Origin of the sequence: Acidithiobacillus sp. (assembly GCF_027322205.1) — a bacterium.
Classification (GTDB): Bacteria; Pseudomonadota; Gammaproteobacteria; order Acidithiobacillales; family Acidithiobacillaceae; genus Acidithiobacillus.
Genome location: NZ_DAHVHY010000063.1, coordinates 1 through 11,643, shown reverse-complemented (window position 1 = coordinate 11,643; position 11,643 = coordinate 1). Strand labels below are relative to the sequence as shown.

Sequence of the window (11,643 nt, the reverse complement as noted above, 5' to 3'; positions counted from 1 at the left end):
AGGCGCGTCGCCGAGTGCGTGCCCACCACGGCAGGAAGCCCAAGACTTCTGGCAAGAATAGCGGAGTGGGAGTTTGCCGCACCAAAGTCAGTTACCCAGGCGAGCACCTTGTCTTTTTTCATCAACACCGTATCGGCTGGCGTCAGATCTTCGGCGATGATGATCTGACCCTCGGCGCTCTGTAGTACAGGGGTCTTTACACCAATCAGATGGCGCAACACCCGGTCTATCACCTGAATAATATCTTCCCGCTTGGCGCGCAAATACGCGTCTTCCATGCGGTCAAAAATCTCCAGCAGCCGCTCCCGCTCCAAATGAATAGCCCAGGCGGCATTGCGATGTTCATCACGAATAGACCGCAGGGGCCGTTCGCGCAGCGCTGGATCATCGAGCATCAGCAAGTGCGCATCGATAAACAGACGGGTATCTTGCGGGGCATCACTCGGGATCGCGTCGCGCACCGAGAACAGCTCATCCCGGGCGCTGCTCAGTGCCGCACGCAGGCGCAGCACTTCCGGCTCTATGGCTTCAGGCAACAGTATATGTTCTGGGATATCAAGGGTGGTTGGCTCCAGTACCAGCGCCGTACCGATGGCAATGCCACCAGAGGCGCCAATCCCCGCCAGTTCAAAACTCATGATTCTTCACCAAAACGATCCGCCGCGAGTGCGAGCAAGGCATCGGCGCAAGCCTGTTCACCCTCACCATCTGTTTCCAGGGTCAGAATAGTCCCCTGCGCCGCAGCGAGGGTCATTAGCCCCATGATGCTCTTACCATTGACCCGTTGACCGTTACGCGCCAACCAGACCGTGCAGGGATAACGCGCCGAAAGGCTGACAAATTTAGCCGAAGGCCGCGCATGCAGGCCGAGTCGATTGATAATGGGATAGTCTACGCGCAGGGTCACTGGCACTTGCCTCTTTTCTCATGAACAAAAATCACTCAGGCATCCTCAGATACATAGCGCGCGGTCGCGCTGTTCGAGAATATCGGCAACACCCTGGACACCGCCTTCCAGAGCACCCTGACGTGCTGCTGCCAGCCCTTCACCGCGCCGCGCCAAGGCACGCAGGAGCATCGCCAGATTAAGGCCACTCACCGCCGCCACCCGACCTTCCGGGAGAATAGCCGGAATGAGGTTGGCGGGGGTGGCACCGTAGAGATCATTTAGAATCAACATAGCGTCGCCCTCCCTCATTTTCTCTAACAAACCCCACAAGCGCCGACACCCCTCCTCGGGCGGCTGATCAGGCAGGATTTCCAGAATCTCCAACGCCGGCGGCATGGTCCCGAAAATATGCCGGAGCACTGCCGCGAAGGCCTCGCCCAGTCCCGCGTGAGTCAGGAGCACGATGGTAATCATTTCAGCGTCTCGGTAATACCCAATTCCCGATGCTGAATCAGGACCCGCTGTCCTTCTCCAGCAAGTAGTTGCGCCAATGCCTCCACCATATATACGCTGCGATGCTGTCCTCCGGTACAACCCAGAGAAACCGTCACATAGTTACGGTGCTCTTGCGCAAAGGGCTCCAGCCATGCCTGCAGGAAGCTGCGCAACGAATTGAAAGCGCGAACCACCTCTGGCGCTTTCTCCAGGAAGTCCCGCACCAGGGCATCACGCCCCGTCAGGGCACGAAGTTCGGGATTGTAATGGGGATTGGGCAGGGCGCGCAGATCAAAAACAAAGTCAGAGTCCAAAGGAAGACCTTTTTTGAAGGCAAAAGACTGCAACAACAAGACCAGGCCGCTGTAATGATGCGACGCCAGACTCCATGCCTGCACCCGCAAACGCAACTGATGGGTATTGATCTGGGAAGTGTCGAGACGCTTGTCAGCCACATCGGCAAGCGGTTGGACCATCTCGCGTTCACGCCTCAACACGGTAAGCAGCGATTCGCCCAAGGCTGCTGCGAGGTCATCGGTGAGGGGATGACGGCGGCGAGTTTCACTGAAACGGCGCAGCAAGCTACCCTCATCCGCTTCCAGAAAAAGGATGCGAGGGCGCAAAGCGTAACGCTCGCGCAGTTCGGCCAGCGCCTGCGGCAGAGCGGCGAGAAACTCGCGGTTACGCACATCAATACTCACGGCGGCGAGCATGGAGCTGGCATCCCGCCGCGCCAACTGGGCCCCGAATTCCACCAACAAGGTAGCAGGCAGGTTATCGACGCAGTAATAACCCTGGTCTTCCAGTGCTTGCAGGACCGTAGATTTTCCTGAACCGGATAAACCACTGACGATAATAAAGTCCTGCTCCGCCATCAGTTTTTCCCGACACTCAATCGTACCTGCGCCTCAAAATCCGCGAGCATATCGCCACCGGACTCCTTTACATACTGACTGCGTGCCGCCGCCTCGACCAGTACTGCCAGATTACGCGCCGCAGAAGCGGGCAAGCATAACCGGGGTAATTGAGTTCCGAGAAGATCCAGGTGATCCACTTTACCCTGCAAGCGATCGATATCCGCCATTTCCATATCGCGCATATCCTGGATTTCAACGACCAGCCGGATACGTTTGGAATGCACGATGGCAGCGGCGCCGAAAAATTCTCGGATATTGATAATGCCCAGACCACGTACTTCCAGAAAATTACGCAGCGGGGCCGGACAGTGCCCTGTCAGGATATTCGGGGCTTCGCGGATACAGAGCACGCTATCATCGGCCACCAGGCGATGACCACGACTGACCAGCTCCAAAGCCAACTCGCTCTTGCCAATCCCTACCTCGCCCTGCAAAAGCAATCCGACCCCAAGCACATCGACCAGCACACCATGCACCTGCTGACGCGGCGCTAGCTCTTGATGCAGGTAGTGTTGCATCCACGCCAGAACCATCTTCGCGCCCATTGGCGTCGTCATCACGGCGATATGCCTGGCTTTCAAAGCTTCATAGAGGTGCCCATCCAGCACCTGGTCTTCACAAATAACGAGCAGACGCAGCTTATGGGGCAAAAACTGTTCCATAGCCTCTGGATGAGCATACAGGTAGGCAAGTTCGCAATCCCCGGCAATCTGTACCACATGCGGCCGGATAAAATTAAAAAATCCGACCAGCGCCGCCCCACCCACATCATCTTCCGCCCGGGGATCACCGCGGAGGTGATGGTCTTCCCCAGGTTGATGCAGACACTGCCAGTGCAATTCGCTGTGCAGGTCCTCACAGAGCCGATGCAGGCTAATTTGTCGTTCCATACCTCTGCCTTGCCCGGCACTCACGGCTGTAACCAGCTTGGCTTGTGGTGCCGATTACGCCGGGCTCGTCAACAAACGAAAAAACTCCTGGGGATCCGGAGTATTCATCAATGCTTCGCGCACTTCGTCCGCGGCGAGTTTCGCGGCCAATGCGGAGAGCGTCTCCAGATGCGCGGTCGCGGCCGCTTTGGGCACCACTACCGCCAGAAAGATATACACATCCAACCCATCCGGCGCCGCAAATGGAATACCCTGCGTTGTGCGCAACGCGGCAATGGCTATCTGACTCACGCCCTCCATCCGGGCATGGGGCAAAGCCACGCCATGCCCGATGCCGGTAGATCCTTGCATCTCGCGGTTTTGCAAAGCCATTGCAATCCCCTCAGCAGATAGTCCCGTAGGCCCCGCCAGAATTTCCGCCAACACTCGCAGCACACCACCGGCATCGGCCACCGGCGGATCCATACGAATATTTATTGGGGAAAGAGACAGGTTTATCATGGCTATGTCAGTCGATTTCCGCAATGGCCGCCAAACCAGCGGGATGATCATTACGGCGATCCTGCAGCTTTTCCTTATAGCTATGCACCTGCGCTTCCAGTTTGTCGGCCACCAGATCTATAGCTGCGTACATATCGGCATCATGTACCTCGGCATGGAAGACGTGCCCAGGGGCATTGACAGTAATATCTACGACGTTAGTCAGCTTTTCGTGGGGAAGGTGCTTCAGCACCACCTGGGCGTTAATGACGTGGTCGAAGTAACGACCGAGACGTCCAATCTTTTCATCGACATAGCTTTTAATGGCATCCGTCAAATCCAAGTGTTGCCCGGTAATAGTAATTTGCATGGCGCTCTCCTACCCAATAGTGATGTGATCGTTATGAATCCTATCCCGCTGCGGGGTCCGCTTCCAGTGTAGCGCCAACGGCGCCGGCAAAAAACCCTGGCGGTGGCATCCCACTCACAAACGACGACGCTGGCTCGCAGTAGGAATATTGGCCGCCTCGCGGTACTTGGCCACCGTCCGCCGGGCAATCTGAATACCCTGATCGGCCAGCACCTTGGCGATTTCCGCATCGCTCAGGGGATGACGTGCGCTCTCGGCCTGCGTCATCTTGATGAGTAGCGCGCGAATCGCCGTAGCCGACGCGGAACCGCCGCTGTCGGTACCCACATGACTGGAGAAAAAGTATTTAAACTCGTAGAGACCGCGGGGCGTAACCATGTATTTCTGATTGGTGACCCGCGATACCGTCGACTCGTGCATTTCCACCGCCTCGGCAATATGACGCAAGACCATGGGCCGCATGGATTCCGGCCCGTTGGCAAAAAAGTCCTTCTGCCTTTCGACAATAGCCCTCGCCACCTTCAATATGGTTTCCTGGCGACTTTGCAGACTCTTGATGAACCAGCGCGCCTCATTGAGTTGATCCTGAATATATTTATGCGCCGCATCTTTCCCGCCCGCCATGCCCGCATAACGACCGTTGATGCGTAATTTAGGCATTGCCTCGGGATTCAGATCGACGCGCAGACGCTTACCCGTCCAGCGCACGATCACATCAGGGATGACGTACTCGGTGCTCTCTGCACCCACCTCTTCGCCCGGTTTAGGATTCAGGGCGGAGATCAACGCCATCGCCCCACGCAACGTCTCCTCATCCACCTCCAGCATCGCACACAAACGTGGGTAATCGTGGCGTCCAAGGGCTTGCAAGTGGTCCTTCACAATGCATTGCGCCAGCAATATGGACGCATCCTTATCCTCTTCGACCATCTGCTTCAGTTGCAGCAAGAGACACTCACTGAGATCACGGGCACCCACGCCCGGCGGGTCGAAGTCCTGCACGCGCAACAACACGGCCAACAGCGCATCTTCTTGCACATTCATATTGACGGCAAGATCTTCCAGGCTTTCCGCCAGATAACCGCGCGCATCAATAGCATCGATGATCAACTCCGCCATATTGCGCTCATCAGTACTGAAGTGCGTCATATCAGCCTGCCAGCGGAGATAGTCCTGCAAGCTCTGATTGTGACTGCTGCGCGATTCAAAATCTGGCATATCTTCGTCGGAACCACTGCCAGAGCCTGACGTTCCCAAGTCGAAAACATCGTCCCACTGGCTGTCTAAAGGCAATTCATCCGGTAACGTATCCTCCGCGGACAGATCCAACTGACGGTCTTCGGAAGGCGCCTCAACCGTCTCTGGGGCTGACTCGCTGCCGCCTTCTTCATCCCCAGCCTCCTCATCAAGCAGCGGGTTGCTCTCCAGCATGCTTTGAACTTCTTGCTGCAGATCAACCGTCGACAACTGCAGCAGGCGAATCGCCTGTTGCAGTTGCGGGGTCATGGCCAGATGCTGGCCGAGCTTGAGTTCTAAACCTTGTTTCATAATTTCCAAAAATCAGATTTGAAACTGATCTCCCAGGTAAACCTGCCGCACCATGGGATCATCCACGATTTCCTGCGGACTGCCCGCTGTCAGCACTTTGCCATCATGCAGTATATAGGCGCGTTCGCAAATGCCTAAGGTCTCGCGCACGTTATGGTCGGTGATCAGAATACCGATGCCACGCTCACGCAACTCCTGGATAAGCCGTTGAATTTCCAGAACAGAAATAGGATCAATACCGGCGAAGGGTTCATCCAGCAAAATAAAACGCGGACTCATGGCCAGCGCTCGCGCAATTTCTACCCGCCGCCGCTCGCCACCCGACAGGCTATGTCCTTTGGTGTCACGCAACTGATGAAGATGCAGTTCACTCAGAAGTTGCTCCAAACGCTCCTGCCGCTCCACCTTACTCAACGGCAGGGTTTCCAGCACGGCAAGAACATTGTCAGCGGCACTCATCTGACGAAAGACCGAAGGCTCCTGGGGAAGGTAACCCAGCCCCATGCGGGCCCGCTCATGCATAGGCAGTGCAGTGATGTCCCTCTGCTGCAAAAAAATATGACCGCGCTCAGGGCGCACTAGTCCGACCATCATGTAAAAGGTGGTGGTTTTCCCCGCTCCATTAGGCCCGAGCAACCCCACCACCTCACCTGCCGCCACCTGCACCGAAACATCACGCACCACGGCTCGCCGCCGATACGACTTGAAAAGGGATTGCGCTTGCAAAAGCTCGTTCATGGCCTCCCACCACCCGTGGAGCGGCTGGCCGCAGCGGGATAGAAGATCGACTGCACCCGCTGACCGGGATCTCCGGTGACAGCAGTTTTCTGATTCTGCAGGAAATAGGTGACCTGCTGACCATTGATCTCATTCTTTTCCTGCCAGAGATGGGCATTACCAATGAGCACAATTTCGCCGCTGCCCGGCTTATAGACCAAGGTGTTGCCATACCCGTGGCGCTGCGCACTGGACATGGTGAAGGTAACCGGGCTCCCCACCGCCGTAGCCTGCTGCACCTTGCCACCGACTGCGTCGATAGTGAGCTTATCAGCATGGATGACCACATCACCCTGGGTCATGACCACATTCCCGGTATAAATGGCCTGCTGCTGCGGTTTATTCTCGCCATGCAGGGCATCCGCGCTGATCTGAATAGGACCCTTACCCAGCACCTGCTTCGCAACCGGTGCAGCCAGGGCGGTGATAGAAACCACAACAAGTAAGAACGGCCAGAAGCGCCGGGAAGAAAATCGCTTAGGGAACATACACGCCACGCACATCATGCAAAATATTTACCTCTTGGGTTTTTACCGAAGCCCGGAGACCTACCCCGGTCATCCAGTCCTGACCCCGCTCCAGTCGTACTGGCTCGTGGGACGTAATAATGCCCGTTTGCGGATCATAGTGCACCTTTGTGGTGAGTATGTGGGTATCCGGTTGCAAGGTACCGATAACATTACCTGACAAGATAATCTGATGACTATGACCCTCTACCATACCCTGATTAGCACGCAGATGGAGTTGCTGTCCTGGCTTGAAACGCTCGACGGCAATTTGACTGAGCATGGTCCGATCGACACGCGGTTCGTGATAAGCCGCCCGGGCAGTGGCCAGCAAATCCAGTTTCCCGGCCGCCGTGTACTGGCGCATGACCACATCTTCGGCCGCCTGATCTCCCTTATGGATTTGACCGTGCCAGTCGATGTACGGCAAAGACAGTGGATGCTGCGGCCACGACCACCACACGAGTGCCGCAAGAAGCAGCAGGAGCAGCGACAGACCCAAGCCGGGGGCGCGGAAACGCGGCATCAGTTTACGCGACATAACCCGATTTCGGATTGCTTGATGATCAAAGCAGGGCTCCAGCAGATCTGGCGATGATTGCTGGCCAATGCCCCTGCGCTCGCAGAATCAACTCGCAGAGCTCCCGTACCGCACCACGGCCACCCCACTGCACACTCTGCCAGTGCACTCGACAACCGATCTCCGGGTGGGCATCAGCCGGAGCCGTGGCCAGACCAACGCGGGTAAGAATAGGCAGATCAATAAGATCATCTCCCATATAAGCCACCACCGCGTCATCCAGACCAAGAGCGATTTTGAGTTCCGTGTAGGCCAGATTCTTGTCCGAGCAGCCCTGATAAATCCGCTTGATGCCCAGGTCGTGAGCACGATGGGCGACCGCCGGGGAGTAGCGCGCGGTAATGATGGCAACCTCTATACCGCGTTCCTGCACGAGCTTGATGCCGTAACCATCACGCACATGAAAGGCTTTACTCTCCTTGCCATCATCGTCAAAAAATAAGCGGCCATCCGTCAACACGCCATCCACGTCCAGAATCAACAGGCGGATCCGGGCAGCACGCTTCAACAAATCTGCGGCAGACGATATCAATTCATTCATATGATACCTGCGCGCAGCAAATCGTGCATATTCAAGGCACCAATCAGCCTCGCCTCACTATCGATGACCAGCAGCGCGCCAATGCGATGATCTTCCATCAGGGCGAGGGCTTCAGCAGCAAGGGCCTCGGCGACAATAGTGGCCGGTTTGGCATGGGCCAGTTCAGCCATGGGCTGTTCCCAGATGTCCTGGCGCCGCGCGAAAGCACGGCGCAAATCACCGTCGGTAAAAATCCCCAGCACCCGATCTTCCATATCCACCACTGCCGTCATTCCCAGCCCTTTGCTACTAATCTCCAGTATCGCTTCGCATAATGGTGTATCTGCCTGCACCTTAGGCAGGCTGGTGCCCTGGTGCATCACATCCTGCACCCGCAGCAGCAGGCGTTTGCCGAGGCTGCCACCGGGATGGGATAGAGCAAAATCATCTGCCGAAAAACCGCGTGCCTGCAAAAGCGCCATGGCCAGGGCGTCTCCCATGGCCAGGGTTGCTGTCGTCGATGCCGTGGGCGCCAAATTGAGGGGGCAGGCCTCCCGCGCCACACCGCAGTTGAGATGCACCGCGGCACTGCGCGCCAGAGTGGACTGCGGGTTGCCAGTCATGGCAATCAAGGGCACCGCGAGGCGTTTGACCACAGGCAAAATAGCCAGAAGTTCGGCAGTCTCTCCGGAGTTGGAAAGAGCAAGCAGGCAATCCTGGCGGGTGAGCATACCCAGATCGCCGTGGCTGCCTTCGGCGGGATGCAGGAAAAGAGCAGGGCTGCCCGTACTGGCCAAGGTCGCTGCAATTTTTTTAGCGATAATTCCGGACTTACCCATGCCACTGACGACAATCCGGCCGGGGCAGTTCAGCAGGAGCTCGCACGCTCCCACAAAATCTACGTCAAGACGCGCTTCCAGTGCCGCCACCGCCGCCGCTTCCAAGCGCAACACATCCCGGCCGGTAGCCAGCAGACTTTCTGACGTTACGGTCGGTGCAGTCACCGGTAGTCGTCAATCCGCATGCGCAGGATCCTGTCTCTGGATGGCTTCATAGACCGCATGGCAATGGGGATGCGCGGTCATGACCTTATCCACATCCGCAAATGAAGCGTTCTGCAGCAATTTCCAGCATTTCAGGTTTTCGGCAGCTAGCGCATCAGGATGCCGGGCGTACCAGCCCGTACTGTCATGGGGGGCTGCAGCATCACCTACCTGCCCGCGTGCCCACCATAAGAGCAAGGCAAAGAGCGCAAGCGCACCAATAATAACCAAAGCGTAAACGATCTTCATAAATGTGCTGGTTAACCTGAATTAGGGTTGGGTCACACTTCTTCCTGATACTGCTGGTTCAATAATTGCACAAGCAGCCCTTCACGGGCCACAATATCGGCCATTAACGCAGAACTTATGGCCTTCCACACGGTACGGAAGGCGGCAAGATCTGCCCCATCATTAAACTGCTCTGCAATTTCGCTGACTTTTTCCAGGGACTCACGCGTCTGCAGACTGGTACTCAGAGCATTCTTGATTTGTTCCCGAGGGTGCGGAATCCAACTCCGGTCATTCCCATAGGAGCGCAAGCGCTCCCCGAATTCGAGCACCCGTTTGTGCAACTTGCCCGACAAGCCGATCTGGCTGCTACGCAGATCTCCCCAAACCGCCAGATCCATGAGCAGGCACCACTCCCGGCGCCAGCGGTCGCGCAAGTCGGCATTCAGACCCACCGCCGCATGCACCGCTGCCTGATCAAAGCTCATGGGAAACCCCCGCACAAGCGCGCTGGGCCGCTCGCAACCGCTCTGGCGTACCTACATCTACCCATTTTCCTTGATACAAGTTCCCCTCCACCAGGCCCGCCGCAATCCATTGCCGCAACCAGGGAGTCAGCGGAGCCGACCGTTCAGGAAAGTCCCGCAACAACTCCGGGTCAAGACGCGCGATGCCTGCATAAGTATGACGTTCTTCGCCCACCAACGCCACCATGCCGGCAGACAATGCAAAATCTCCCTGCGGGTGCTGCATCGGGTTGGGCACCAACACCAGATGCGCGCGCGCGGGGGAAGACTGACAAATCTGCGCCCAGGGAAAGTCCGTGCAGATATCACCATTCACCAGCAAAAAAGGGCTGTTTCCCAATAAGGGCAGAGCGCGAACAAGAGCGCCACCCGTCTCCAGACGGCCATCACGCTCGTCGCTGTAATGGATGCGTAACCCCTGCCAGTCTTGACCCAGAGCCCGCATGATCGCATCACCCAGATGCCCGACATTGATGACCACATCGCGAATGCCCGCCACCGCCAGCGACTCCAGGTGGCGCGCGATAAGGGATTTTCCAGCAACCTCCAGCAAAGGCTTCGGGACATGATCGGTAAGAGGCCGGAGTCGCTCGCCCCGACCCGCAGCCAGGATCATCGCCCGGGTAACGGCGGTTGCCATAGGGCAAAAAGCTCCTGATAAGACTCCAACAGTGGGTCGGCATCCAGGGCATCTACGACATAGGCCCAGAACCTGGGTAGAAAATCGAGATAACCCGATTTCCCGTCGCGGTAAGCCAGACGACAGAAAATACCGAGAATCTTCAGGTTACGCTGCAGCGCCATGCGCCCGACACGGCGCAGGAAATCCGTCGGTGACGACAGGGCGACACCATGCTGATGCGCCGCAAAAAAATCCAGTGCCCAGGCATCCCGTTGTGCCCGTCCCCAATCCCAGTAGCGATCCCAAAGCAGAGAAGCCAGGTCATAGGTCCATGGCCCGTGCATGGCGTCCTGAAAATCAATCATGGCCAACAGCCCCGTGTCCCGCTGAATAATGAGGTTGCGCGCATGAAAATCCCGGTGGACCCAGACCTGCGGCTGCGCTGCGGCATTATCCAGCAACACGGTAAAAAGTGTTTGCAGGACACTTCTCTGTTGCAAACTCAGAATCAGGCCAAGGTGCCTGCCTAGATACCAGTCCGTAAACAGGGCCAACTCGTCCCGCAAACGGGTCGGTGAGAAAAATGGCAAGGGGGGCAATGCCGCCTGCCTCTGCCCGGCCTGCTGCAGTTTGAGGATCAGGGTCATTGCCCGCTGCATCCACCGGTCCACATCCGAACCCGCGTCCAGCACCCTTTTAAGATCGTCGTGCCCTAAATCCTCCAGCAGCACAAAGCCGGGGCCTATTTGGGCGGCCAGTACCAGGGGCACCGGCAGGGCTGCTCGGGCAAAACGGTGCTGCACCCGCAAAAAGGGCAGAATATCCTCCGGCGGAGGAGCATCCATGAAAACAAGGCCTGGCGGCAGGCGCCAGTAACGTCGCCCACTGGCATCACCGGGAATGGCGTGCGCCTGCGCTACCATAACGCCCTGCTGTGCGAGCCAGTGCGCGGCGGCGGACGACAGAGGGGCCTCCGCTGCCGCGGTGTGAGAATTCAGTGCAAGGAAAGATTGCGACATAAAAGCATTCTGTGCGATTTTAGGCGCCTATGAAAAGTCCTTTGCACAGTATCGGAAAATCCCGACCCCGGCCAATCCTTCCGGGGAGAGGTAGCCATGTCCTTTCCGGCATTCGCCTGGCACTGCTGGGCGCCCTGCTGACACCCGGAATAGCTATCGCCGCTACCGTAGAGAGTCCGGTCACTCTTTATGCCGATCAGGTCCACGGCCTTGGCAGCGGCCACTGGACAGC

The 11,643-nt window shown here is 57.2% G+C and carries 18 protein-coding genes; 1 reads left to right on the top strand and 17 read right to left on the bottom strand.

All coding sequences use genetic code 11. From position 1 onward, the window contains the following. From M7F93_RS09385 to M7F93_RS09305, 17 genes are all read right to left on the bottom strand, one after another. Positions 1-638: phosphoenolpyruvate-utilizing N-terminal domain-containing protein (locus M7F93_RS09385; protein ID WP_298172434.1), on the bottom strand; the 638-nt coding region annotated here is incomplete at its 3' end. Next, entirely contained in the window at positions 635-907 is a 273-nt protein-coding gene (locus tag M7F93_RS09380) for an HPr family phosphocarrier protein (RefSeq protein ID WP_298172432.1), read from the bottom strand. The genes M7F93_RS09380 and M7F93_RS09385, both read right to left, overlap by 4 nt. 45 nt (positions 908-952) lie before the next feature. Beyond that, complete coding sequence (locus M7F93_RS09375) at positions 953-1,363, bottom strand: PTS sugar transporter subunit IIA (protein WP_298172430.1); 411 nt, start codon at positions 1,361-1,363, stop codon at positions 953-955. Then, positions 1,360-2,259 (bottom strand): RNase adapter RapZ, encoded by a 900-nt coding sequence (rapZ, locus tag M7F93_RS09370; protein WP_298172428.1) that lies wholly within the window; start codon positions 2,257-2,259, stop codon positions 1,360-1,362. Before rapZ ends, M7F93_RS09375 begins: the two co-directional genes overlap by 4 nt. Then, a complete protein-coding gene (hprK, locus tag M7F93_RS09365; RefSeq protein WP_298172426.1) occupies positions 2,259-3,191 on the bottom strand; it encodes an HPr(Ser) kinase/phosphatase in 933 nt (310 codons plus the stop codon). Before hprK ends, rapZ begins: the two co-directional genes overlap by 1 nt. A 54-nt stretch (positions 3,192-3,245) precedes the next feature. Continuing rightward, complete coding sequence (locus M7F93_RS09360) at positions 3,246-3,692, bottom strand: PTS sugar transporter subunit IIA (protein ID WP_298172423.1); 447 nt, start codon at positions 3,690-3,692, stop codon at positions 3,246-3,248. Positions 3,693-3,699: 7 nt separating this feature from the next. Beyond that, positions 3,700-4,041, bottom strand: coding sequence for a ribosome hibernation-promoting factor, HPF/YfiA family (hpf, locus tag M7F93_RS09355; protein WP_298172420.1), 342 nt, complete (start codon positions 4,039-4,041; stop codon positions 3,700-3,702). A 114-nt stretch (positions 4,042-4,155) separates the two neighbouring features. Beyond that, entirely contained in the window at positions 4,156-5,589 is a 1,434-nt protein-coding gene (locus M7F93_RS09350) for an RNA polymerase factor sigma-54 (protein ID WP_298172417.1), read from the bottom strand. 12 nt (positions 5,590-5,601) lie between these two features. After that, on the bottom strand, positions 5,602-6,327 hold the full coding sequence (gene lptB, locus M7F93_RS09345; protein ID WP_298172414.1) for an LPS export ABC transporter ATP-binding protein: 726 nt from the start codon (positions 6,325-6,327) through the stop codon (positions 5,602-5,604). Next, positions 6,324-6,854 (bottom strand): lipopolysaccharide transport periplasmic protein LptA, encoded by a 531-nt coding sequence (lptA, locus tag M7F93_RS09340; RefSeq protein ID WP_298172411.1) that lies wholly within the window; start codon positions 6,852-6,854, stop codon positions 6,324-6,326. Before lptA ends, lptB begins: the two co-directional genes overlap by 4 nt. Next, positions 6,844-7,413 (bottom strand): LPS export ABC transporter periplasmic protein LptC, encoded by a 570-nt coding sequence (lptC, locus tag M7F93_RS09335; protein ID WP_298172408.1) that lies wholly within the window; start codon positions 7,411-7,413, stop codon positions 6,844-6,846. Before lptC ends, lptA begins: the two co-directional genes overlap by 11 nt. A 25-nt stretch (positions 7,414-7,438) precedes the next feature. Continuing rightward, complete coding sequence (locus M7F93_RS09330; protein ID WP_366144752.1) at positions 7,439-7,993, bottom strand: KdsC family phosphatase; 555 nt, start codon at positions 7,991-7,993, stop codon at positions 7,439-7,441. Then, the gene (locus tag M7F93_RS09325; protein WP_298172405.1) at positions 7,990-8,976 is read right to left on the bottom strand and encodes a KpsF/GutQ family sugar-phosphate isomerase; all 987 of its coding nucleotides are present in this window, start codon (positions 8,974-8,976) and stop codon (positions 7,990-7,992) included. Before M7F93_RS09325 ends, M7F93_RS09330 begins: the two co-directional genes overlap by 4 nt. A 9-nt stretch (positions 8,977-8,985) precedes the next feature. Continuing rightward, positions 8,986-9,264, bottom strand: coding sequence for a hypothetical protein (locus M7F93_RS09320; RefSeq protein WP_298172403.1), 279 nt, complete (start codon positions 9,262-9,264; stop codon positions 8,986-8,988). A 32-nt stretch (positions 9,265-9,296) separates the two neighbouring features. Further along, on the bottom strand, positions 9,297-9,731 hold the full coding sequence (locus M7F93_RS09315; protein ID WP_298172400.1) for a hypothetical protein: 435 nt from the start codon (positions 9,729-9,731) through the stop codon (positions 9,297-9,299). Next, on the bottom strand, positions 9,721-10,410 hold the full coding sequence (murU, locus tag M7F93_RS09310) for an N-acetylmuramate alpha-1-phosphate uridylyltransferase MurU (RefSeq protein WP_298172397.1): 690 nt from the start codon (positions 10,408-10,410) through the stop codon (positions 9,721-9,723). Before murU ends, M7F93_RS09315 begins: the two co-directional genes overlap by 11 nt. Further along, complete coding sequence (locus M7F93_RS09305) at positions 10,383-11,411, bottom strand: aminoglycoside phosphotransferase family protein (protein WP_298172393.1); 1,029 nt, start codon at positions 11,409-11,411, stop codon at positions 10,383-10,385. Before M7F93_RS09305 ends, murU begins: the two co-directional genes overlap by 28 nt. A 29-nt stretch (positions 11,412-11,440) precedes the next feature. Here M7F93_RS09305 and M7F93_RS09300 point away from each other — a divergent pair. Further along, a partial coding sequence (locus tag M7F93_RS09300) for a hypothetical protein (protein ID WP_298172390.1) occupies positions 11,441-11,643 on the top strand: 203 nt, incomplete at its 3' end.